This window comes from Clostridium sp. JNZ J1-5 (genome assembly GCF_053901425.1).
Genome location: NZ_CM132773.1, coordinates 3,023,638 through 3,049,807, shown reverse-complemented (window position 1 = coordinate 3,049,807; position 26,170 = coordinate 3,023,638). Strand labels below are relative to the sequence as shown.

Sequence of the window (26,170 nt, the reverse complement as noted above, 5' to 3'; positions counted from 1 at the left end):
CTACATCCTTTCTTTTTGCAGCATAAGTTCAACAAAGGCATCTTCTAGTCTGTTGCTTCCATGGCTCTTTGCTAATAGTTCTTTAGTTAATCCCTGCCAAATAAGACGACCTTCTCTTATAACAATTAATTTATTACACATTTGTTGTAGTTCATCTAAAAGATGACTGGATATGAAAAAAGTAATTCCCTTTTCTTCCTGCAATTTTAATACAAGTTCCCTTAACTCTCTCATGCCCATGGGATCTAATCCGTTAGATGGTTCATCTAAAATTACAATATCCGGATTATTAAGTAATGCCTGAGCAATTCCTAGTCTTTGTTTCATACCAAGAGAATAAGTTTTCACCTTATCTTTAGCTCTATCTTGCAATCCAACAATATCTAAAACTTCTTCTACCTTACCTAACTGTTTTTTACGTGTCATGTTAGGATTGAGCCTAGCTAAATTTTGAAGATTTTTTCTTCCAGACATATATGGAAAAAATATAGGAGATTCTACTATAGCTCCAAGTTTTATCAGAGCAGTTCTGCGATCTTTTGCTACATTGTTACCTGATATAAGTATTTCACCTTTAGTAGGAGAAATAAGGCCTGTAATCATCCTAATTGTTGTTGTCTTACCTGAACCATTAGGCCCAAGAAATCCACATATATCTCCTTCTTCTATTTCAAATGATAAATCATTTATTATTGTCCTTCCTCCTATTTTCTTAGTCAAATTAATTGCTTGAAGTTTTTTCTCTTTCATCATTATCTACTCCTTTAAAATCCTTTAATTTATACTTATATATTAAAACTGAATTTTAAGGAATTTATAAAGTTTTTATAATTAATAAAAATAAGGTGGCACTTATCCAAAACATAGTTTTAAATAAATGCCACCTTATTTTAAAATTTATATTTTCCAAATTAGAATTTATCTTCAAGCTTTATGCCTGCTTTATCTATAATTTCCGTAAGTTTCTTTGCTTCTTCTTCACCCAGTATTTTAGAACATCTTTCATGCAAACTACCCCATGCTTTATCAATATCTAATTGAAGACTATTAGCCTTTTCTGTAGGATATATATAACAATTCTTACCTCCACATTTTCTTGTTACTAATCCCTTATCTTCTAACTTATCTATAAATCTTGTTATAGTTGAAGGAGTCATATGAAGTGCTTCTCCAATTTCTTTTTGACCTATACCTTCATTTTTATTAACTATATTAATTACAAAAGCATAAGTAGGTGATAATCCTGTTATTCTAAATTCATCTTCTGCCATTTTTCCAATTATTCTTGACAGCTTGTTTACTGTAAAATATAGACAACTACATAATGATTTTTTTGTATCTGCCATTAAAATTATCCCTTTCCCATTTAAATTCATCTAATTTTTCTCTATCCATTCCCTTTTAAGTATCCCATACAAATACATGTCAAATCTTTTATTATCCCTATTGATAAATTCTCTATGCGTCCCTTCTTTTATAAAGCCTAATCTTTCATATAGTTTTATAGCAGACGTATTGTATTCTAGTACATTTAGATATATCCTGTGAAAATTAAACTCTTGAAATCCAAATTCCATAGTCAAATACATAGCCTCTTTACCTATGCCCATTCCCCTATACTTTTCATTTCCTATTCCTATATATATTAGTGCTGTACCATTATTCCAAAGGATATTTTCAAAGCCTGTAACTCCAATAAATTCGCCACTTTCAATATGTCTTACAGCAAATATATACTTATCATTAGACATTTTTACTTCTTCAAGCATTTCTTTAATTTCTTCCATGCTTTTAGGGACTGCACCTATCATATCGTAATTTCTCATAAATTCAGTGTCATTATACCATTTGGTAAACTCTGGTATATCTTCACTTTCTATAGCCGTAAGTTTCACTTTTTTACCTTCTAACAATTTCTTCATAAAATCACCTTTTCCCATAGACTAACCTTTAAACAGAATATACATTCAATTTAAAGGTCATGTTTTCTAGCAACTAACAATGAATTTTTTCTCTAGTTTAATTGGATGATAGGAAAGTTTAGCCTTTCTAAGTCCCTCTATGCCTAAGTCTTGTTCTCTATTTATTATTTTCACATCGCTAAAACACATATCTATAAAGGTTTTATTAATAAAGCTGTATATTCCTCTATAATTCATATCGCCTTTCTCTATATGAATCACTGCCAATTTATCATTAAGTTTTTCTCCTAGACTAAAAGCTGCTACTTTGCCATCTACATAAACTGCTATTCCTTTCAGGTTAAATAGACTCATATTATTTGCAAGATCTTCTATTGACTTCATTTCATAATAGAGCATTTTATCATCATTATTATTTTCCACATACCATTTTTCTGCTGCTTCTATTACATCATCAATAACCTCTTCTTCTATTTCCTTAACTTCATAATTATATTCTTTAACAAAAAAATTATAGTGATTTTTCTTTCCATGAAGTTTTTTTCCTGAAAGTTTTATTAGTTTTTCTGCTTCATATAAATAGTCAAAGTTATCTCTATCCTCTTCAATATACATATACTGCTCTTCAGCACACAAAGCTTTTACCTTTTCTATAAAGTCCTCTTCTAAATCTTTAAATACATAATCCATATTGTTTTCTTTTTTATATTGTGCTAAATATTCTAGTATGTCTTGCAAATCTTCTTCTCTATAGCCTAAGGGCTGCATAAAGTGATAGTTTCCTTCAAAATCTTTTTTCTTTATGATTAACGCATCTTTATAAATTGCATACTGAATTTCACAAGCATCTTTCCAAATATATAGAGTAGTAAATGAGTATTCACAGCTTAAAAATTTATAGGGATTTATATACTTTTTAAATAGTTCTTTATCCTCTAATGTAAGCTTTTTAAAATCCATTTTATCAACCTTTCAAATATTATTTATTAATTTTACACGCATCATTTGTATATACAAATAATAAATCATAGTACTGCATAAGTCAACTATATAAGCAGAGAACCCAAATCTATGATTTGGTGTAAATCGCTTACTCCTTGGAAGAACTGACAAGGAGTTTCCATATAATGAACTCAACAATCTTTAGAACAGCCCTAAACTACTAATGGAAAGTTGTTTTCTATTTTTCTAATATTATGTAATTTACATTATACCCCTATAATGTTATCATTTTATTTAGATATCTAATTGAACAAGTAAAGGAGTGTTTTTAATTATGAATTTTAAGTTTGACCATAATAATATTAATGTTTTTGATTTAGAGAAAAGTGTTAATTTCTATAAAGAAGCTCTTGGCTTTGTAGAAGATAGTAGATATCATGAAGATGATGGCAGTTTTATATTAGCATTTATGAAGGATAATAGTAGTGACTACAAACTTGAACTTACCTGGTTAAGAGATAGAGATACAGCTTATAATTTAGGGGATAATGAAATACATATGGCTGTAAGAACTGATGATTTTGATGGTGCTTTTGAACGCCATAAGAAAATGGGTTGTATTTGCTATGAAAATAAAGAGATGGGCTTATATTTCATTGCTGATCCAGATGGATATTGGACAGAAATATTGCCTGCTAAATAGAGGGTGATACTTTGAGTAAAATAAACATACATTACTTTTATAACAGTGGTTTTTCTATAGAGACTTCTAATAGTATTCTAATATTTGATTACTATAGAGAAAGTGCTAACACGTTTGAAAATGCATATACTGTTGAAAATCTATTATCAAAAGAAAAACCTATATATGTTTTTGTATCCCATAACCATTCTGATCATCTTAATAATAAAATCTTTACTTGGAACAGTAAAAATACTAACGTAAAGTATATTTTAAGTAATGATATAAAACCTAAGAATATGGATAACTCTTATAGCTTTGTAAAGAAAAATGATACATTAACTTTAGACAATTTAACTATAAAAGTTTTTGGCTCAACTGATGCAGGGGTTTCTTTTTTAGTAGATCTTGATGGTTTTAATATATTTCACACTGGGGATTTGAACTGGTGGCATTGGAAAGAAGATAGTGAAGAGGATAATACCTATGCTGAAAAATGGTTTAAAGAAGAAATTTCTTGCCTAGCAGGTGAAAAAATAGACCTAGCTTTCTTTCCTGTAGACCCAAGACAAGCTGAATATTACTATTTAGGTGGACAATATTTCATTGAAAATATAAATCCAAAGTATTTTATTCCAATGCATTTTGGAAATGATGCTGAAATAATAAACTCTTTTAAAAATAAAGTAAAAGACTATCCTGTGACAGTTCTTGATATATCTAAAAAAGATATTGAATTATCTATTTTATAAAAAACTGTCCCAGTATAATTTTACTTTCATAGACAAAAGGGGCTGTCGCATTAAGGAATTCATACAATATACTGTTTTGCAAGTTTAAAGTTAAAACAGTATATTGTAGTATTTATTCTTAGTGCCACAGCCCTTCTTTATTTCACTGTTTAATAAATTGGATTTTATTATATCCTTCTACTCTCTAGCTCCTTCTCTTGGAGTAATTGGTTTGTATATAATCTATAGTAATATCCTTTTTTCCTAAGTAATTCTTTATGGTTTCCTGCCTCAACTATCTTTCCTTTTCTTAACACAAGAATTTTATCAGCAGATACTATGGTTGAAAGTCTATGAGCAATTATAAAACTTGTTCTTCCTGATAAAGTTTTCTCTATGGCAGTTTCTATGATTTTTTCCGTTTCTGTATCAATAGAGGAAGTAGCCTCGTCCAGTACGAAAATAGCTGGGTCTGCTATGATTGCTCTAGCAAAGGAAATAAGCTGCTTTTCTCCAGTAGATAGATTTCCTCCTCCTTCGCCTACGTCGGTGTCATAGCCCTTTTCCATATTCATAATGAAACTATGAGCATTTACAAGCTTTGCTGCTCTTTCAATTTCTTCTTGTGAAGCGTCAAGTTTTCCATATCTAATATTATCTTTAATGGTCCCGCTGAATAAATGTGGGCTTTGAAGTACATATCCTAAATTTGATTGAAGCCATAAAAGAGATCTTTCTCTATAATCCTTTCCATCAATTAATATTTCTCCACTATCTGGCTCATAAAATCTACATAACAAATTTACAATAGTACTTTTTCCAGAACCAGTTTCCCCAACTAAAGCTATGGTTTCTCCACTATTAACCCTTAAATTAAAGTTTTCAAGTACAGTTTCTCCATTTTTATAAGAAAAGGTTATATTTTTAAATTCTATATCACCATAGATTTTTTCCCAGTTTTCACACTTTGGATTGAATAAATCTCCATACTTTTCTATTACATCTTCTTCATCCCATATATCAGCCTCAGTTTCTATAAGAGTTATTATTCTCTCTGCAGAAGCTTGAGCATTTTGAAGCTCTGCCAAGGTTTCTGCAAGCCTACTTAGTGGGTCAAAGAACTGTATTGTATAAGAAATAAACATTACAAAGGTTCCATAGGTTAAAGCTTCTGTAATTACTTTATTCCCTCCAAACCAAAGAGCTAAACCTGTCCCTATGCTTCCCATGGATATAACTATAGGAAGGAAAAGTGACGAAAACATTACTGCCCTTACTGCTGAATATTTCATGCTGTCTGCATCATTTTTAAATTCTCTTAAATTTTCATCTTCACGTACTAAAGTTTTAGTAGTCTTTGCAGCTGCCACTTCTTCACTAAAATCTGCTGTTATCTGTGAATTTAACTTTCTAACCTTTCTATAAGACTTTAAAATTTTCCTTTGGAAAAACACACCTATAACAAATAAAACAGGGACTACAGACATGCTTATAAGTGTTAGTTCTACATTGTTATATAGCATTATAATTACAAATCCTATCATCATAGCTACAGCCCATACCATATCAATTAATCCCCAAGAGACTATTTCACTTAGCCTTGTTATATCCGATGTCATTCTTGACATAAGCCATCCCACCGAAGAATTATCATAATAAGAAAAAGATAACTGCTGTAATCTTTTAAATCCAAGTTTTCTTATATGATAAGCTAATCCAGTTTCTATTTTGCCTGCCTGCATTATAAATAGTTTAACATTTATAGCTTGAAGAGCAAAAATACCAAAATAAACTATAGCAAAAGTTTTAAGCCCCACAGTAGTTTTCTTTGCTATAAAATTATCTATAGCATATCTAGTTAAAAGAGGCATTACTGCATCTATTCCTGCAACTATAATCATAAGAAAAGCCATTTTAAAAAGACCACTTCTAAATTCATATAGATACTTAAAAAATCTTTTCCATATATTTAAATTCAGCTTTTCTGTTATCTTATATTCATCCACTCTCTCCATAAAAATCACCTCCCAGATTATTCATTACACGCCTTATCTTCTTCTATAGAGCTATCAACTGAATTTTGTATTTCCCAAATTCTCTTGTATACACCATCTTTATTTATCAAATCATCATGCTTTCCTATAGCTTCTATTTTTCCTTTATTTAAAACTATAATTTTATCTGCATCCATAACAGTAGAAATTCTATGGGAAATTATAAAAGTAGTAACCCCTTTACTTTTTTCTCTAAGCTTCTGCCTTATAATTTTGTCTGTTTCTGCATCTACTGCACTTAAAGAATCATCAAAAATCAGTATAGGAAGATTTTTTATAAGAGTTCTTGCTATAGATACTCTCTGCCTTTGACCTCCAGATAGTGTAACACCATTTTCTCCTACTATAGTGTCATATCCCTTTTCAAAAGAAGTTATTACACCATGAACTGATGCCATAGAAGCTGCAGTTTTTACTTCTAGGTCATCTGCATCCAGTTTAGCTATCTTTATATTATCTCTAATAGTTCTTGAATAAAGAAAAGCTTCTTGAAGTACCATACCTATTTTACTTCTTATCCACTTTCTTTCTATATCCATAAGTTCTACTCCATCAATTTTTATAGACCCTTTATCATAATCATAAAGTCTTAATAAAAGGTGTACTAATGAGGACTTTCCTGAGCCTGTAGGCCCTACCACAGCCACTGTTTCACCCTTATTTATTTTAAAACTTACATCTTTAATTACAGGAGCATCTTTTTCATATCCAAAAGTAACATTTTCAAAACATATATCACCCTTTATTTCAGGTTTCAATGCCTTGCCTCCTTCTGTTTCTTCTGGCACTTGTAGAATCTGCCATATCCTTTCAATTGAAACTGTCATCTTTCCCATATCCGAAAGAATTCTACCAAGTTGTCTTACAGGCCAAAGCAGCATAGTTTCATAAGTTATAAATACTACTAAGGTACCAAGGCTAATTTCACCGCCTACAGTAAAGTAAATTCCTGAAATAAGCACTAGACCTATTTGAATAGTACAAAGAAAGTCTGATATTCCCCAGTAATTTGACAATAGATAAATTATTTTATAAATATAATCTCTGTATTTTTTATTCTCTCTTTCATATTTTTCTATTTCAAAATTTTGTCTTCCAAAGGCTTTTACAACTCTAACTCCTGTTAAATTTTCTCTTAATGTAGAGGTAAGAGCCCCCTCTTGCTCATCTGCCTTCCTAAAATTATGCTGGATTTTGTTAAAGAATATTAAAGAGAAAACAAATATTATAGGAACCATAACCATGGCAATTATAGTCATCTTTTTACTTAATGAACTCATAATAGTTACAGCAAATGTCACAATGAAAATAGCTCTTCCTATCTCTACCATTTGAAGTGCAAAAAACTTTCTTATGGTCTCTACATCTGATGTACATCTTTGAATTAAGTCACCAGACTCTGCTTTTACATGGTATTCATAGGGAAGTTTTTGAATGTGATCATATAATCTAATTCTTATATTTCTTGCCATATTTTCAGCAGCCTGTGCCGAAAGTTTTCCTTTTAAATAGAGGAAAATTCCTCTAACGCAGGTTAAGCTTATTAAGGCTAAAGAACATATCCATAGATTTCTCCCTAATATTTCTCTCCCCCCTATAGTTTGTACTAACTTTTCAATAGCTAAAGGGGCATCTAGCGGTTTATTACCTATAATAGAATCTATAGTAATTCTAACAACCATAGGCTCTACCATGGCTATAAATGATGCAATTCCAATAGATATTATTGCTACTATATATAAGAGCCTGCTGCCTTTAGTTAGTTCAATAACTTTTTTCATTATCTTGTCTCCTTTCTACTGCAAATCTTGTTTCACCGCTAAAGTACTTAGCTATTCATACAATGTAGAATCCCAGCCTTTAATTTTTCTAAAAATCTCTTTTTTACTCATTACTATCACTCCTTCTAAAATATAAAAAAATCGCTATTGCGGTTCCGCTATGGAATCTTAGGTTCCCTTCGGCGACGCATTAGCGTCTGAGCACCCTCCTTAAAGAAGCGGGGAATTATTCCCCTGCACCCCTTCTTTTTATTCTATAGAATAAAAAGCCGTAGAAGTTTTTTCTACGGCTTTTATATATAAATTAACACATACTTATTCAATCACATTAAATGTATATGGACAATTTAATCATTAAAAAAAGCCATAGGCACACAACCTACAGCTCTCCAATCATAACTAATATTAAACATTAAAAATATCTACACTAAGGTCGTATACATGTTTTTATTTAGTTTTATATTCAAATCACTTGATAATAACATTAATCTTCTAAACATATTTACGACCTCCTTATTTTTAATATTTGTTAATACTACATTATTCATTTTATAACTAAATTTAGAAATTTTCAATACATATTTTTAAATTAGTCTATTTATATTATAGAATATAAATTTTAAATGTTTTTTCCTTTAAGTAGTTTTAATTCTTGTTGTAGTAATTTTACCATATACCTTGCTAAGGTTTTTAATTTTTAATGTTGGATTACTAACTCCACATTCATCAATTATATCTTCAAATACTTTAAATTCATTTCTCTTAATCACCACTTCCACTTTATATCTTCTGTCACCATTATTACCTCGAGCTAGAAAATTATTAACCGTATAACCTTCTCCTCTAAGCTTTTCTGCTATTTTCACCATTTTATTTTTATTATTCAAAAATAAATCCACTTCCAAAATTCCTAGGGCCAATCTTTCTTCAAGTTTACTCCCTATAAATACTCCCATTGTCTTACCTAAAGCATATGCCATGGTAAAATGAATCCCCTTTGAACTAGTCACTTTAGAAACTACCGTTGCAAAAATCACAGCATCCAAAAATACTAAAACATAAACTGGATTCATGATTTTTTTAGACATCAATATTGATTTTAATGTTGCTAAAACATTAGTAATAGACGTTATTAAAAATAAACCTATCAGCGAAAGGATTACACTTATTGTCATCAAAACACCTCCTTTTAATTTTTGGTTCTATATATAACAAAGTAAAATCATCATATTTCTATAATTAGAATTTAGCACTCAAATATTACACAACAAAAAAACTAACATAGCGCTATCATGTTAGCAAATAATCCATTATGTAATGAGATTTAATAATTAAAGCTTAAATTTAAATAAATCCACGTTCACTAAACAACTCGAATATTTTAAGGATTTCTAATACAAAATGAAAAGCATTTTTGTCTTTGTAACACTTGAAAATTATTTGAAGAGCATATTGATAATTTTGAAAATAATGATAAGATTATTGCAAAAATTACTTATTTCTACTCTAACGAGTTTTACCTAATTAATAAACTAACTTTTTAAGTATATCACAAATGTATAATTTTTGCAATCTAAATTCCCAAACTACTTCCAATTAATAATTTCTATAAAAATTTATATGATTAAGAAATCCTGATACTCTATTATCTAAAGTATCAGGATTTTTTGTTTTTGAAGGTATATACCTCACACCTATTTAGAATATAAATTTTTTTTCAGTACTTTTTCGATAAATATTTTAGTAAGTTCTAAATCAAACTGGATACCTGCATTTTTTCTTAACTCTTCTATGGCTACTTCTTCCGGTAATGCATCTCTATAGCTTCTAGAACTAGTCATGGCATCGTAAGAATCAGCAATAGTTATGATTCTTGATTGAAGTGGTATTTCTTTTCCCTTTAACCCCCGAGGGTATCCACTTCCATCCCATCTTTCATGATGATATAATACATATTGGGCTATTTCAGTCATATCATTTACTGTGTTAAGTATTCTATAGCCTATTTCTGGGTGACGCCTTACTTGCTCCCATTCATCCCCTGTCAACTTTGAAGGTTTATTTAATATACTTTCTTCTATAGCTATTTTACCTATATCATGGAGTAACCCAACAGTTTTAAGTTCTTGTATTTTTCCTTCAGATAACTGAAGAGCTTCTCCCATGCTTTTGCATAATTGTGAAACCCTATGAGAATGCTGTTCTTCTCTCTTATTTTTTTCATGAAGAGTATTTATAATGGCTTTAATAGTCTTTCCTCTAATGCTTGGGCTTTCAAATAGTTTCTTCTTATACATATGATTTTCAGCACTTTTAAAAATTTCCTGTATTTTTTCATTTTCATCTTCTTTAGTTTCATGTCCAAAGGAAATGGATATATCTATAGATCCTATTTTTTCATTTGACGCTATATCCTTAATTTTGTTGATTACTTTTTCTGCTTCATATCTATCTGCTTTGGGTAATAAAATAACAAATTCGTCTCCACCAAGCCTTGCAATTATATCATTTTTTCTGCAGCCCTTGGTTATTATCTCAGCTACTTTTATTAAAAGCTTATCTCCTACTGCATGTCCAAAAGAATCGTTAATAAGCTTCAATCCATTAACATCTCCCATAGCAAGGGTTAGTGGAAAATTCTCTTTATGATCTAATCTATTTAATTCTTTCTCGAAGAATCTTCTATTATATAGACCTGTAAGTTGATCATGATAACTTAAATATATTATTTTCCCTTCTGCCCGTTTTTGTTCACTAATGTTAATTAGAAAACAATTTATACCTATAATCTTTCCTTTTCTGGAGAATACAGGAGACCAATATTGTTGCCAAAATACATTTGAATCTTTCCCTCTTCCCACTTCCTCCATTATAGTGAAACTTTCTTCAGCCATTACTCTTTCACAATTCTTCTTCATTTTATGGCAATACTCATTTTCTCCTATAGCATCTAAAATATTCATTCCAATTTCTACGTTTTTATTAAATATTGAAAACATTGTTTCCTTGTATTTTTTATTAAAGCTTAAATGGCAATAGTTAGTATCCAATGTAAATGAAATTATCTGTGGTGAACTTTCTAAGATAGCTTGAAGCAAATTGTTTGATTTATCAAGTTCATAATTTAACTTATTCAGCTGATTTGTTCGCTCTTTTTCCTTATTTTCCCGTTCCTTTATGTTCTCTTTCATTACATCAAAATAGTTATATAACTCTATAAATTCACTATATCCATCATATTCAGGCTGTACATTATAATTTCCACTAGAAATAAGTTTAGTCTTTTCTAAAAGACTCTTTAAAGATCTTGTAATCATTTCTATGCTTAATATTGATATGCTGAAACTTATAATTAAAAAAGTAAAAATTCCAATATAAAATATCTTTTTAAAGGTAATGACTAGCTCAAATATCTTATCGTACTTCATTGAAATAATAGAATACCATCCTGTTAACTCTATTTTTGTTGAATATAAGAAAGTCCTTCCACTATCATCTACCTCTATAATTGCTTTTTTCTCCTTAATTCCTTCTTTTATATCATTAAAAAATTTAAATCTTTTCCTCTCACTTACATTGCTATCATCATTATCAATTATATAGGTCCCTTTCTCATCAATAATTGAAATGTTTTCAACTTGATCTATATTTTTATTTTCCATAATCTTTATCATATTAGAAAGATTTAAATTTTCCACTAATAATTTTCCATTAACATAAAGCGAGATAGTTGCTGTTGGTTTATGTGTTTGAGCTGATATAAACACTCTAGAAAACACAGGCCTTCCGCTTTTGTCCATTGTAATAAAAAATTCTTCATTTATAGCACTTGTCCCAATATAATCTTTATTTAAAGAAGAAATATTAGTAATTATGCCCTTTTCATTAATAATCTGAATTACATCTATATAAAGGTGTGTCCTAGTTATATTGCTTAAATATTCATTAATCTCCTCATTGCTTTTTAAATTTCCACTTATTAATTGAAATTTAACTTGATTTAATGCATTTATTTGGTTTTCAATAAAACTTTCTACTTGATTGTTTATATTATCTGCAATAATACTATTGTTGTATTCAATATTTTTTTTGGTTCTAACATTAAATATGGATATAATAATATATGCAAAAATTAAAGTTGGCAAAATAAATACTAATACATTATTTAATATCATTTGCTTTTTTAAACTAAAAATTTTTTTCATAAATTAATCAACCTTTCTGGGTTGTCCATTTTCTAATCTAAAAATTAGATATTTTCTAATATTATCTCCAAAATTATTTATTTCATAATTACCTTGTAAGCCTTTAAAATTTTTAATTTTAATAATATTATTTTTAATTGTAGAAGGTTTTAAATCTGGTCCCATTTTCATAGCTTGGAATAATGCAATTGCAGTTTCATAGGAATACATAGAGGCAAATGTTGGGTTTTCACCATATTTATCTATGTAATTTTCTTTAAATGTTACAAAATCTAGTGACTTATCATTAATATCCATTCCTCCTACTATGAACATACCGTCAATAGCAGTACCTCCCTTTTTAATCAAATCATCTGTATTTGACCATAAAGGTGAATAAATCTGGACCTTGCATCCTATTTTTCTTATTTGTTGGGTTATAGCTGCGTTATCTGCAGAATTGGAAATTATGAATAGTGCATCTGCCTTTGATTTTAAAACTACTCTAGCTAGATCTGCATAGTCAACTCTTCCATTAGATGTGAAGGCCTTTGTTAAAACAATTTCTCCTTTATTTGCTTGCAAGAGCTTATTAAAATTACTATAAAGAGATTCATTAAATCCTTTATTTTCCAGGTCATATATTACTGCAAATTTTTTATTATTGTTTTTCTTAGCCATATCAGTCAAAATAATTGCTTGTTCTTTAGTAGTTGCAATGAATCTAATAAAATTATCATCTATATGATCCAGTGAATCAGCACTTATTGTAGGTCCTAAAATTAATATATCCTTATTTCTTAAATAATCTATTGCATCTACAATCATACCACTTGTGTAAGGTCCAATTACAACTGGTACTTTTTCATCAATGAATTCTTTATATTTATTTAGTGATGTTTTTGAATCATTTTTATCATCCTTAAAAACTAACTCTACTTTTCTTCCATTTACTCCTCCTGCTTTGTTTATATGGTCAACTGCCAATTCTACTCCCCGCCGCCCGGAAACAGATAAATCTGAATTAATCCCAGACATAGTTCCTATAACTCCAACTTTAATCGTTTCAATTTTCTTTCCGCATCCATATAAAAATATAAGACTAGTAATGAGAATTCCGTAGAAAAATCTTTTATCAAAATTAATAAATTTCATAGAAATCCCTTCTTTTTATAAACAATATTTTTCAAAATAAAACATTTTAATATAAATTCCCACCAATTTCTTAAAATTACTATTTATACTTCATATTTTATTCTCTGTTAATTACTATGTCAAATAGTTTAATAGTAAAACAATTAACTATCATATCATTAAACAAATAGACATATTTCTTATATTAAGTACTAAAATTAATATAAAAAATACGCCTATTCTAGATTTATGTTATTAACTATGAATATCCATATTCACTTTTCCATCTTTAATTTCTACTATTCTATCCGCCTTTGCTGCTGACCTCCAGACATATTTGTAGCTAAATTGTTTTTAACCTCCTTAAGTCCAACCATATCTAGTAGTTCATTAGCTCTATTATATATTTCTAAGGGTGAAAAAATCTGCTGCCATCTTGGCACCAATTTCATGATACTATTCTGGTGGACATACTACTACAACTTTATCTCATTTATTTCCATCATACTTTTCATGTCTTTCTTTCATAATATAAGGATAACAGCACTCAACTATAGTTCTAATAATAGAAATTCTAACATGTTCTCTCCAAATACATATATTTTTTTCATCAATTTTACATTCCATTGTATTTAATGAAGGAGCTAAAATTTTTGTATACAAGGTTACTATGTCAATCTCATTACTTTCTAACTTTTATAATATATAAAAGACTGCATTTTCTTTATCTTCTGTTTGTAAACAATTTAAAAATTCTTCATATAATTTATACAATATACTCCCTCTTATTTTATAGAACTGTATGTTATATGATAACTACTATTACGTAATATATTATACAACTTTTTTTGCTATCATAAACTATTTTCAAAAAACAAAAAAGCTTCTTAATAGGTTTCCATAAGAAGCTTTTTATAATGCTAATTTATTTCATAAAGCTTGTTCAAAATAAAAATCATATGTTTTTTTTCTTCCTTTATAAGTGTTTCAAAGATTTTATATTCATAACAATCAGCTTCAAAACTCCCTAAAAGTTTTGTATATATATCTATTGAATTCTTCTCTATTTGCAATGCAAATTGAAAAAATTCCTTTTCATCATTAAAATCGAAATTTTTTCCCTTATTCATATAATCGACTTAATAATTAAAGATTTTTTCAATATCTTCATCTAGTTTTTGTAATTTAAATCTACCCTCTTTATGCAATTCCATCATGGTATTCTTGTGTTCTTTTTCTTCTTGGTAAAAGGAAAGTATGGCTGGTCTTAATTTTTCGCTACATTTCAGTGAAGCTTTCTTGTATAATTCAGCACCCTCTTCTTCAATTTGTGTAAGTTTTAAAAAGCATTCTTGTAAATTCATCTTTTTTCCTCCTTAGTAAAAGAGCTTCTTTTTATAGTTCCCCACTGTTTACTTCCTTTCTTAAAATTAAAGAAAGATTTTACTCTCCACCAAACTGTAATTTGCCTATATATAAACTGTTCAAAGAAAGTATATATAACAAGCTTTGTAATTTCTCTAATGTTGTTATATCTTTTATAAGAGAACTGTTCAAGTAGTATTGCAGAAAGTGAAAATAATATCCCATATAAATAAGCCATTAAAAATACAAATATAAAGAAATTTGATAAAGTTCCAGTTAAAATTGAAATTATAAGCATTATATAACCTATGATTTCAACTACAGGACCTAACATTTCAACTAATAAGAAATAAGGCATAGATAAAAGTCCTACAGTACCGTATTTAGGATTAAATATCATCTTTTTATGTCTTAAAATTGAATCTGTAAGTCCTCTATGCCATCTTATTCTCTGTGTTTTAAGTCCTTTAATCTTACTAGGTGCTTGAGTCCAGCATACTGCATCAGAAGTAAAATCTATTTTATATTTTATTTTATTTTTTCTAAAATACTCATGTATTTTTAAAGTTAATTCCATATCTTCACCTATAGTTCTGCTATACCCACCAACTTTTACTACAGCAGACTTTTTAAATACTCCAAAGGCACCAGAAATAATAAGTAAGGCATTTATTTTGTCCCAGCCTATTCTACTAGTTAAAAAAGCTCTAAAGTATTCTATTATTTGGAATCTAACTATAGCCTCTCCAGGTAATTTTGCTTCTAAGAGCTTACCGTTTTTTATATTACACCCATTGGCAATTCTAACTATTCCTCCAACTGCTACAGTCTCCTCATATTTCAAAAATGGCTTTACAATTCTAAGTAGTGCATTTTTCTCTATAATACAGTCTGCATCTATTCCACAAAAAAGCGGATACCGTGACACATTTATTCCTGCATTCAACGCATCAGACTTACCTCCATTTTCTTTGTCAACTACTACAAGATTAGGTATAATAAATGAGCCATATACATTTTTTATTTTATTGCAATTAATCTGCATGTTTATGTCTACATCTATTTTTCTTAATTTAAAATGGTCAATTATCTTTTTTAAAGTGTTATCCTTGGATCCATCGTTTACCACTATTATTTCAAATTCGGGATAATTTAAATCTAATAATGATGTTATGTTATCTATTATAGTTTCCTCTTCATTATAGGCAGGAACAACTATTGATATAGGCTTAGTGTAGTTACTTATTATAGTTACATCATTATTAATTATTTTAATAAAATCTCTTAGCTCCCTGGAAGATACAAGTATGAGTATTATATAAAATATACTTATTACAAAAAAATATATAAGTATTATTCGGCTGTAAATTGAAATTATATCTACTACTATATCCATATTTTATACCTCTATATTCTTTACTATATTATAAACTTCTCTATTTGAATTTAAAAAATAATAAGCTGAATCAGATATATTTTTATCTTCCTTTTCTAAAGATAAATCTATGAGAGTAAATACTCCTTCTTCTCCCATAGCTACAATGGATTTTAATGCATTATATCTTACCCACCATTCCTTGTCTTTTGTCATTTTTAACAATACATCCTTTACCTTATCAAATTTAAAATTTCTAAAACCCTTAGCAATAATTACTCTTACTTGCCAGTTTTCTTCACTTTCATATATATCTTTAAGCTTGTCCACATATTTATCATTCTTACTATTACAAAGAGCAAGAATAGTAGATATTTTTACTTCTACCTGGTCATCTAGAAATTTTAATAATCTATCAGAGTTTTCAACTTTCTTCATTTCTTCCTTTGGAGTTATAGTCTTTATAAATATAACTTTTCCATTAGTACTTTCCTCTTTCTCTAATAGTTCTAACCAATGTTCAAAACTAAGCTGAAACCTGTTTAAAATTTCAATAATTCTATCACTTAAAATATTAGAGTATATTAATTTTTTTATAACAATTTCTTTTTTCCACTTTTCATTATTTATCATAGATAATCCAAAAAAGCTTATATAACTTATATCTAAGTCTTCTGAAGAAGATAATTTCAATAGAGTATCATATGCTGTTTCTACTCTCATAAAACTAAGTTTTTTAATATAATCTATTTTGGCTTTTTCTCTGATTTTGTCTATTATAAATCTGTCCAAATTAAGTTTTATAAACTTTTCACTTATATCTACATCATTTTCTTGTGAATAATTCACCATTATATCTATAGCTACATTTTTATTGAAATCTTTATTTAGTAATTGCTGAATTTCTAATATCTTGTCCTCATTTTTAATATAGTCTAAAATTTTTGATTTCAATTTTTCATAGGCTTTTTCATAATGTTTTGTTCTTACCTTATTCTTAATAATTTCAAAATATATTCCTAAAAGTAAAAATATATCTACAACTATTAGAAAATATATGTTGAAAAATATAAAAGATTTAATATTACTTGAAAACATACATTCTCACCACTCTAATTTACATTTTTTATTATATTTTTAATTAATGGGTAATACACATTCCAATAAAAATAATTTTGATTTGCGTCCTCATCAAAGGTAGTTATCTTATTTAGAAATTGTATGCCGGATGCACTGTAAAACTTAGGTGTAGAATTACTATCAGCAAAATCTCCTGCAAAATAATAGCTTGTATAGCTACCTGTTTTTCTTATAATAGCTGGAAATTCACTTGGCAGTTTATATTTATCCATAAGTTTTTGTCCTTCTTTAGTTATATCTAATTTATATTTAGCAATAACCTCTGTATCTTTATCACTATTAGTTATTTCGAACCAATAGTAATAATTCAAATTATTTTTAACTTGGAATTCCTCTTCTGCTTTTTGAGTAAAATTTATTTTATTTAAACCTTTACCTAACTCTATGTCCTTTCTTAATACTATAATTGTATCCTCTGAGTTTATTAAAACTATTCCTGCCCCTTTAAAATTCCACTTTTCACCATGCTGAATAGCATAGTTTTCCTTCATCCAGTTAGGTATCTCAGTATTTTCTTTAGAAAGATCTGAAAAATATCTACCTATCCATCCATTCCACTTTAATCCAAATATATCTTCTAGCTGGTTTCTTGCCTTCACACCTGTTGGGCTAGCTAATGTATTAAATTCACCTATTATAGTATTATTACTTAAAGTATTTTTTATCTGTTCTACTTCTTTCTCCTTTACCCCTCCGTAAATTATCTGAGATCTATTTCCTATTACAATATTTTTATAGAAGTCTTCCTTATACACTCCATAAGTATCTGTTATATATATAAGATTAGGATTCCCAACGTTTTCAGGAAGTTCTTTTATATTATATTTTTCATTTGGCAGAGGAAAAAATCCATAATAATCTTTATCATATTGAAAAGAAGTTTTTAGCGTACCATTTTTAACTTTTAAGTTGTTTAATATCCACATAAAACCTTTATGCTCTCTATATGTATTATTTGGAACGGTTTTATTAATTATAATAACATTTAAATTTTTTGATGATTTAAACCTCCAAATAATAAATGGTGAGGATATTATTATAAAAATTGCTACAATTGTAGCACAGACTATTTTTAGGGTTTTTCTTTTCTTCATATTCCACCTCTCTACTTATACAGGCTAAAGGCATCTTTTAATATATAATAAGATTGTTTTAATCTTTCATGATAAGTCGGTATATCCCATGAATCCCAACTATATAAATTCATTTCTATGTTTTCAGTTGAATTATTATTTTTTAAAATTCCTATACCAGCGTATATTCCCTGAGTTTTAATTGGTTTTATACCATCAATGTGTAAGTCATTCATTACCATCTTAGTTGATGGGTCCATTACATTAAGAAGCTGCCAAGGTATTCTTATTTCTACTATGCTACCTTTTGTGTAAAAATCCGCCAGTGAATTATAATCACTATTTTTCGGATTTCCGTCTCCATAAATAAGCTTTCCTGTTTCATATTTGCTAAAAGGCACCTTTGCTTTATCCTCTGGTAAATAGAGCTCTTTATTTAAACATAAATACATAGGCACAAATTCTCCACTATTTTTCACATCATATTCTGGTCTCTTAGGAATCATATTTAGCTTTCTTCCATAAATATATTGGAAGCTATCATAATAAAGATCTACAAGTATTTGAGATTTTTCTTTTCCATTTATTGATATTATAAAATCAGCTGCCCTACTAAATGTAACTCCATATTTTTTGTAATTCTTATTTCCTTGATTTTGGAGAATATCTATAGGAATAATTATGGTATCTTTATTAAAATCAAACTTTTCATTTTTAACCATAAAATATACATAGGCCTCATCAGACTTCATATATAATTCAGTATCCCTGTTTTTATAAACAGCTTGGCTTCCTTCCCATTCCTTTGCATCTCCATCCACATAACAAACACTTTCCTTTTCTCCTGGGTCAAAAGCTAATACTCCAAAATGCTGCTCATTTGTCTGAAGATTGTTCCAATGTGGTCTTCTTTCAGGTAAATCTAAATCCATAGTATTCCAGGTTCTTTTAAACCATTCATCTTGAAATGTAAATACTAGTCCACCTGCATACCCTTCTTCATATATATCCTTTAACATAGCCGCATCCATTTCCCCTTGGGATCTTTCCGAAACATTTCCTTGATTAAATCCCATGTATATGTTGTCGTGTGCTTTTCCTCTAGCAGACGGAACTCCAAATTCCGCTACTAAAACAGGCATTGTATGCTCTTTTTTTAAATCCCTCAAATATGCTCTATAGGCATTTATTTTTCCATCCTTATCTTTAAAAATTATATAATCCTTTTGGTAATTCATAGTATCAGGATAATAAGGGTAAACATGGTAAGAGGCGAAAAGTCCTGCTATAAATGAATCTTTCTTTTTTATATGTTCCATATTTACAGAAACTATATCCTCGTTGGGAAGTGGTTCATTTGGATGGCTAAGCATGTCCGTAGTAACCCAATTTGTAAAACTTACAGGCTTTTGCATACTATAATTTTTAGTTTCATAATCTATACAGGAATCTCCCATCTCACATAAAAAGTTTTCAAAGGGTGAAGCCTCTTTACTGTATAAATACTTTCCACTATAATTTACTTTATCTTTATTTTTGGCATTAGTTGCAGTAACAAATTCAGGATCCCACTCTATGCCTAAAACGTATCCTAAAACATATGGCGATATGTCATTTTCATAAATTCCGTAGGCATACCCTGGTGCTTTTTTTATTACTTTATTTCCATGTAAAACATCTATAGTTTTCTCTATGTCTTTTATAAAATTATTTTTAATTTCTCCATTAAATGCATCCTTATATTTCAATATATTTTCCTCATTAATCCATACCCCTTGTAATAAATATAAAGGCTTATCTACTGATTCATTATATTCATATAAGGCATCATAAAAATCTGGCTTTAATATTGTATAAACTCTAATAGTATTTGCATTCATTTCACTAATATATTTAAACCATCTTAAATAATCTTCCTTTGTAATACCAAATTCCCCTGGAAAATACCCTGGTTTTGCAGCTCCAATGTTTACACCTTTTATAAATTCTTTTTCCCATTTTTTATCTTTGTAAATATAAAAATTTGAGGAATCTACCATTGACATATATTTAATAGAGTCTTTATCTTTGAAAACTTCTTGTACACGTTCTGCTTTGTTGAAATATTCCTTGTACATGATAAAGCAAACTAAAACAGTGACTACAAAAATAAGCAATACAAAAGATTTTTTTTTCATTATATGGTAGCCCCACTTTCTTTCAATTTATAACAATTTTCTACAAAATTATATTAGATTATAAATAATTCTATTTTGTAATTATTATAACACTTTATCTATGAATACGTATTCGTTTTCAAATAATTACTATACCTACCTTAGTAACTTAAACAGTTAAAAACCAATAGCTAGTAGATAATACTACTAGCTATTGGTCTTCAATCCTTCTTTGTTTTATCTTTCTTGTTTTTACCTAATTTTTTTGATTCATTAGAATAACCTATTTCATTCGACATTTCAACTTCCATTTTCATCAGTTCTTTTTTAGTCTTTTGGCCAGACTTCTTATTATCTTTGCTATTTTTGTTATTTTTATGTGACATATTCACCACTCCTTCTTTAAGCTCTATTTTAAATGAATGCTGATTTTTATATTCATTTAAAACATAGCCTTTTCATATATTATTTTCACCAAAATTAAAAATAATATAGTGGCTTATATGAAAAACCAGGTATTTCTTCTATGAAAAAAGCTTAGAAAAAATGCTGCCGATTACTTCAAATAACTTAGCAAAAAAGCTAGCAATTGCTCCAAATAACTTGGCAAAAAATCCTTTTGCCTCATCACTTGTTAAATTTGCTTTTAATTTATCTGTAACATCATTTAATTGATCTTTTATCTGGGAAAAATCTAGATTTAAATCATTTATTTTTCCCATTAAAGCAGTTATCTTCTTAATATCATCACTATTCAAATTCTGATTACTATCCTTAACTGCATTTACTACTATTTTTTCTATTTCCTTTTGACTTTTAGGTTTTTCTTTAACAACGTCTTTTTTTATTTCATTCATTAAATTAGCAGCATTATCTTTTCCTATTTTTTCACCTAAATCACCAGTAACAACTAGTTCTTCATTAGCAGTTTTCTTTTTGTCTTCATCAATTTTTTTACCACCTTCGCTGCTTTCAAAGCCTTTTAATATACCTGTAAGTGCTGCTGTGCCAGATACTTCAAAAGGAGCAGATACTTTTACATTTGCATTTGCTACACCAGCTGTAATAAGAGCATTTCTAATCATACTTTCAGTAACCCATGACATATTATTAACGGATATATTTAATCCTCCTTTTTCAGTGGGTTCCACATAAGAACAGGATATAGCTTTTGTTCCTATTTGACTTTGAGAAGCTACACCTTTTAAATATTTATTTTCTTCTTCATTGCTTACTTCTATTATATTAGCTTCTTTTTTAGTAACATTAAAATATTTAAGCATGTCTTCTTTTTGCTTATCATTTAGATTTGCTCCTAAGGTAACGGCTTTAAAAGAATCAGCATAAACCTGCTTTACTGGTACAGATATTACTATAGATATAGTAAATAGTAATATTATAAGTTTACTCATACTTGTTTTTAATTTCATGGCTAACTCTCCCTTATCTAGTTAAAAATAATTCTATTCCATTTAATATGTATATTATAACATACATGTTAATATGAAAAACTTAATATTAGCCTATTCCTCCATATATAATCCCCAATATTACAACTATAATAGTAGTTATTGTAAACACATATTTAACTAGTGGTATAAACATCCTTCCTACTGGTTTTCTTGAACCTATATTGATTTCCTCAATTGCTTTTTTATCACCAAATACATAGAAAAAAGTTATTGCTATAATTAATGTGCCTACAGGTGTAATAAATATAGTTATAAAATCAGAGAAATTACTAAATAATTTCATATTTAAATCCATAGGAATTGATAATAAAAAACAAGCTATAGCTATTATAATTGTTCCCTTTTTACGACTTATGTTTAGTTCACTCATAGCTGCCTCTACAGGTCCTTCCAGCATTACTATGCAGGAAGATATGGAAGCAAATATTATACTTAAGAAAAATAATGTACTTAATAATGCTCCAAAAGGCATAGATTTAAAGATACTTGGTACTGTAACAAATAATAATGCTGGACCTGAACCAACATCTAAACCGCAGGCAAAAACTGCAGGTATTATAACAAATGCTGCTAACAATGCTGCTAAGGTATCAAATATAGCTGTGCGAATGGCAGCTGAAGGTAAATCTACTTTCTCGTCTGTATAACTTCCATATACAACTAATGCACATCCTGTCAATGAAACTGTAAAAAATGCTTGTCCAAGTGCCATTACCCATGTCTTTACTACTAAAAGTTGTTCCCACCTTGGATATAAAAGATATGCAACACCTTTACTAGCTCCTGGCAATGTCAATGATCTTATAGCTAATACTATAAATATTACAAATAATGCTGGCATTATAACTCTATTTATCTTTTCAATTCCCTTTGACACTCCAAATATAACTATTAGTAATGTTAATCCTACTGCAAGTCCATTCCATAATATAGTCTCTTTACTTGATACAAAATTATTAAAATATGTTGCTGCATCTATACTGTTAATTTTACCAGTTAAACTAATTGCAAAATACTTTAATATCCATCCTACAACAATGGTATAAAACATGAACACTCCAGCAAGTCCTAAAGTAGGTATATAACTTATAATCCTTCCACCCTTTACTTTTTTATCTCTAAACACTTTTCTAATTCCACTCATGGAGCCACTTCTCATAGTTCTACCAAATGCTGTTTCAGTTATAATACCTGAAGTTCCTAATATGAATACAAAGATAAAATAGGGTATTAAAAATGCTGCTCCTCCATTTTGTCCCAATCTATAAGGAAACATCCAAACATTTCCTAAACCTACTGCAGCTCCTATACAGGATAAAATAAAGCCTAGTTGCCCTGAAAATTTTTCTCTTTTGCTGTTACTCATCATTATTCCTCCTTAAAAAGTAAAAGGCCACATAGCAAATTGCCTGTGACCTTATGTTACTTCCTAGGATATATCTAAAGCCACACAGCATACTCTATGTGGCTCTTATTATTAAAATAAATTAAACTAACTTTAGCCATCATAGATACAAAACCAAAAGTTTTATTGCTTGGTTTGTATCTATGAAAATTTTATAATCACAAATACAAACCTATCTAAAAAAGCTAAAGTAAAAGAATTCAGTATTAAATTGTGCAACTTTTTTAATTGACAGGTTCATAATGTATTTCTCCCTTTATTGATTTTTTTATATAGTATCACTATTAAAAAAATTTGTCAACAATTCATTATTAATTCAAATATTCCTATTCTCCCAATATTTCTTCCATAACTTTAAATTCTTTGTTTATAGAATCATCTGGCTTTTTAGTTAAAAGACTGATACCTATAACTGCAATAAGAGATAGGAAAAAGCCTGGAATCATCTCATATAAGTAAGAAGATAAACCTGAAGTAATCCATATTATAACTGTTAAACCTCCTACAAGCATTCCTCCTAGTGCTCCCCATTTAGTCATCCTCTTCCAATAAAGGCTTACTAAAAGAACTGGTCCAAATGATGAACCAAAACCAGCCCAGGCTTGCCCAACTATATCCAATATAGTTTTATTTGGCAAGTATGCAAAAAAAGTTGCAAAGGCTGAAACTACAAGTACAGATATTCTTCCTATTAGTACTTGTTTTCTATCTGATGCCTCTTTATTAAAAAAGGTTAGATAAAAATCTTTTGTAATAGAACTAGAGCAAACTAAAAGCTGAGAAGAAATAGTGCTCATAATAGCAGCAAGTACTGCAGCTATTATAATCCCTGTAATAAATGGATGAAATAGAATATCTCCAAGGCGAAGGAAAACTGTTTCAGGATCTTGCAGCGGATTATTATTTCCTGTAAAATATACAAGTCCTGTAAGACCACTTCCAACCGCACCTAATAGCCCAACAGCCATCCATCCAATTCCTATTCTTCTTGCTGATTTTAGCTCTTTTACAGATTTAATTGCCATAAAACGTACAACAATATGAGGCTGTCCAAAGTAACCAAGTCCCCATGCTAAAAATCCAATAATAGTTGCAAAGCTTGTTCCCCTAAATATATCAAATAGTGCTGGATCAATAGCTCTTACTTTATTAACAAAGGTACCTGGCTCCACTCCTATATTCATATATGTTACGACTGGTACCAAAATAAGTGTAATAAACATTAGGCATCCTTGAAAGAAGTCTGTAAGACTTACTGCCAAAAATCCACCAAAATATGTATATAACACAACTATAGATAGAGTAACTACTACACCAGTTGTATATGTTAATCCGAATGTATTTTCAAATAGTTTACCTCCCGCTACAATTCCAGATGAAACATACAAAATAAAGAAAATAAGTATTATAGCTCCAGATACAAGTCTAAGCATTTTAGAATCATCTTTAAAACGGTTTTCTAAATAATCAGGTACAGTTAGAGAATCATTTGCAACTTCTGTATAAACCCTAAATCTTGGAGCCAGCAATAGATAATTAAAATAAGCACCTATTGTTAACCCAATTCCAAGCCAAAGACTAGAAAGTCCTGTTGTATAAACTGCACCTGGAAGCCCCATTAGCATCCAGCCACTCATGTCACTTGCTCCTGCAGATAGTGCTGTTACCATGGGTCCAAGGCCTCTCCCCCCTAGCATGTAGTCTGAAATGTCATGCGTCCTTTTGTAAGAATAATAACCTATTGCAAGTAAAATAAATACATATACCGCAATAGCAATAAGCGACCAATGTTCCACGGTAAATTCTCCTTTTTATAGTTTATTGTATTTTAATTGTTATACTAAATTTAGAATTGCTTTCCACATTATAAGTCATTAACAATCTCTTAAAATATAGCCTAATATATTAATCTGTAAAATTAGATATTGAATCTATTAACCTTACTTTAAAGCTACCACTGCCTCCATCAATTGATGCAAGTTTTTCATATGCTCTTTCACCAGCTACTCCCATGGTCATAACTCCTGCAGCAGCTGCAGTAAAATAATCTTTTGTAACAGCACAATAAGTCCCTATGATAGAAGTACACATACATCCTGTACCTGTTACTGTAGATAGCATTTTATGTCCATTTTTTATAAAAGTTGTTTTTGTTCCATTAGAAATAATATCCGTAGCACCAGTTATTGCAATAACACAGTTTAATTTTAATGCTAAATTTTCTGCAATATTTTTCCCATACTCTAAATTCTCTAATTCTACAATATCTTGCTGAGAAGCATCTACTCCTTTATTTTCAGAATTAATCCCACTTATCCACTTTATTTCTGAAATATTGCCTCTGATAACTTCTAATTTTACTTCCTTTATAATTCTATTGGCGGTGTTACCCCTAAAAATAGTTGATCCTACCCCTACAGGATCTAATATTACTGGAATTCCAAGCTGATTTGCTTTCTTTCCAGCAACTAACATAGCTTCAGCATTATTTTTACTCAAGGTTCCCATATTAAGAACCAACGCAGATGCTAATGAAACAACCTCCTCTACTTCCTCTAAAGCATTTGCCATTATAGGAGATGCTCCCATTGCCAGAACTATATTTGCAGAATCATTTGCAGTAACATAATTTGTAATATGATGTATTAACGGCTTTTTTTCTTTTATTAACTTCAAAAGATGGCATGCTTTTACAGATATATTCTCTTCCATCTACTTTCTCCTTCTTCAATAAAACAATTTTAAATGCAAATC

At 29.1% G+C, this 26,170-nt stretch carries 22 protein-coding genes; 2 read left to right on the top strand and 20 right to left on the bottom strand.

Features of this window, described 5'->3' with window-relative positions; genetic code table 11:
* From ACWW38_RS14670 to ACWW38_RS14655, 4 genes are all read right to left on the bottom strand, one after another.
* Positions 1-750, bottom strand: coding sequence for an ABC transporter ATP-binding protein (locus ACWW38_RS14670; protein ID WP_456258271.1), 750 nt, complete (start codon positions 748-750; stop codon positions 1-3).
* A gap of 161 nt (positions 751-911) precedes the next feature.
* Entirely contained in the window at positions 912-1,346 is a 435-nt protein-coding gene (locus ACWW38_RS14665; protein ID WP_456258270.1) for a MarR family winged helix-turn-helix transcriptional regulator, read from the bottom strand.
* A 30-nt stretch (positions 1,347-1,376) separates the two neighbouring features.
* Positions 1,377-1,922 (bottom strand): GNAT family N-acetyltransferase, encoded by a 546-nt coding sequence (locus ACWW38_RS14660; protein ID WP_456258269.1) that lies wholly within the window; start codon positions 1,920-1,922, stop codon positions 1,377-1,379.
* Between the two features lie 66 nt (positions 1,923-1,988).
* Complete coding sequence (locus ACWW38_RS14655; protein ID WP_456258268.1) at positions 1,989-2,882, bottom strand: DUF2156 domain-containing protein; 894 nt, start codon at positions 2,880-2,882, stop codon at positions 1,989-1,991.
* A gap of 316 nt (positions 2,883-3,198) precedes the next feature.
* Between ACWW38_RS14655 and ACWW38_RS14650 the strand changes: the two genes are divergently transcribed.
* Together ACWW38_RS14650 and ACWW38_RS14645 are read left to right on the top strand one after the other, a co-directional pair.
* Positions 3,199-3,567, top strand: a complete 369-nt coding sequence (locus tag ACWW38_RS14650) for a VOC family protein (protein WP_456258267.1) — start codon at positions 3,199-3,201, stop codon at positions 3,565-3,567.
* Positions 3,568-3,578: 11 nt separating this feature from the next.
* Entirely contained in the window at positions 3,579-4,298 is a 720-nt protein-coding gene (locus tag ACWW38_RS14645; protein ID WP_456258266.1) for an MBL fold metallo-hydrolase, read from the top strand.
* A gap of 167 nt (positions 4,299-4,465) precedes the next feature.
* On the opposite strand, the gene ACWW38_RS14640 is transcribed toward ACWW38_RS14645, so the two are convergent.
* The 16 genes from ACWW38_RS14640 to thiM form a co-directional block, all read right to left on the bottom strand.
* Entirely contained in the window at positions 4,466-6,292 is a 1,827-nt protein-coding gene (locus tag ACWW38_RS14640; protein ID WP_456258265.1) for an ABC transporter ATP-binding protein, read from the bottom strand.
* Between the two features lie 17 nt (positions 6,293-6,309).
* Positions 6,310-8,112: an ABC transporter ATP-binding protein gene (locus ACWW38_RS14635; protein WP_456258264.1), complete on the bottom strand. Its 1,803-nt coding sequence runs from the start codon at positions 8,110-8,112 to the stop codon at positions 6,310-6,312.
* Between the two features lie 635 nt (positions 8,113-8,747).
* Positions 8,748-9,287 (bottom strand): DUF5698 domain-containing protein, encoded by a 540-nt coding sequence (locus ACWW38_RS14630; protein ID WP_456258263.1) that lies wholly within the window; start codon positions 9,285-9,287, stop codon positions 8,748-8,750.
* Positions 9,288-9,806: 519 nt separating this feature from the next.
* The gene (locus ACWW38_RS14625) at positions 9,807-12,317 is read right to left on the bottom strand and encodes an HD domain-containing phosphohydrolase (protein ID WP_456258262.1); all 2,511 of its coding nucleotides are present in this window, start codon (positions 12,315-12,317) and stop codon (positions 9,807-9,809) included.
* Between the two features lie 3 nt (positions 12,318-12,320).
* On the bottom strand, positions 12,321-13,451 hold the full coding sequence (locus ACWW38_RS14620; protein WP_456258261.1) for an ABC transporter substrate-binding protein: 1,131 nt from the start codon (positions 13,449-13,451) through the stop codon (positions 12,321-12,323).
* Between the two features lie 899 nt (positions 13,452-14,350).
* Positions 14,351-14,560, bottom strand: a complete 210-nt coding sequence (locus tag ACWW38_RS14615) for a hypothetical protein (protein ID WP_456258260.1) — start codon at positions 14,558-14,560, stop codon at positions 14,351-14,353.
* A 9-nt stretch (positions 14,561-14,569) separates the two neighbouring features.
* Positions 14,570-14,794: a hypothetical protein gene (locus ACWW38_RS14610; protein ID WP_456258259.1), complete on the bottom strand. Its 225-nt coding sequence runs from the start codon at positions 14,792-14,794 to the stop codon at positions 14,570-14,572.
* The gene (locus tag ACWW38_RS14605) at positions 14,791-16,191 is read right to left on the bottom strand and encodes a glycosyltransferase family 2 protein (RefSeq protein WP_456258258.1); all 1,401 of its coding nucleotides are present in this window, start codon (positions 16,189-16,191) and stop codon (positions 14,791-14,793) included. Before ACWW38_RS14605 ends, ACWW38_RS14610 begins: the two co-directional genes overlap by 4 nt.
* 3 nt (positions 16,192-16,194) lie before the next feature.
* The gene (locus ACWW38_RS14600; protein WP_456258257.1) at positions 16,195-17,268 is read right to left on the bottom strand and encodes a HEAT repeat domain-containing protein; all 1,074 of its coding nucleotides are present in this window, start codon (positions 17,266-17,268) and stop codon (positions 16,195-16,197) included.
* A gap of 14 nt (positions 17,269-17,282) precedes the next feature.
* Entirely contained in the window at positions 17,283-18,404 is a 1,122-nt protein-coding gene (locus ACWW38_RS14595; protein ID WP_456258256.1) for a hypothetical protein, read from the bottom strand.
* Positions 18,405-18,415: 11 nt separating this feature from the next.
* Entirely contained in the window at positions 18,416-20,560 is a 2,145-nt protein-coding gene (locus ACWW38_RS14590) for a family 2 glycosyl transferase (RefSeq protein WP_456258255.1), read from the bottom strand.
* Positions 20,561-20,760: 200 nt separating this feature from the next.
* The gene (locus ACWW38_RS14585) at positions 20,761-20,925 is read right to left on the bottom strand and encodes a small, acid-soluble spore protein, alpha/beta type (RefSeq protein WP_456258254.1); all 165 of its coding nucleotides are present in this window, start codon (positions 20,923-20,925) and stop codon (positions 20,761-20,763) included.
* 138 nt (positions 20,926-21,063) lie between these two features.
* A complete protein-coding gene (locus ACWW38_RS14580; protein WP_456258253.1) occupies positions 21,064-21,969 on the bottom strand; it encodes a DUF1002 domain-containing protein in 906 nt (301 codons plus the stop codon).
* An 88-nt stretch (positions 21,970-22,057) separates the two neighbouring features.
* Positions 22,058-23,377, bottom strand: a complete 1,320-nt coding sequence (locus tag ACWW38_RS14575) for a sodium-dependent transporter (protein ID WP_456258252.1) — start codon at positions 23,375-23,377, stop codon at positions 22,058-22,060.
* A gap of 365 nt (positions 23,378-23,742) precedes the next feature.
* Entirely contained in the window at positions 23,743-25,212 is a 1,470-nt protein-coding gene (putP, locus tag ACWW38_RS14570; RefSeq protein ID WP_456258251.1) for a sodium/proline symporter PutP, read from the bottom strand.
* Between the two features lie 109 nt (positions 25,213-25,321).
* Complete coding sequence (gene thiM, locus ACWW38_RS14565; RefSeq protein WP_456258250.1) at positions 25,322-26,128, bottom strand: hydroxyethylthiazole kinase; 807 nt, start codon at positions 26,126-26,128, stop codon at positions 25,322-25,324.
* Positions 26,129-26,170: the final 42 nt, after the last annotated feature.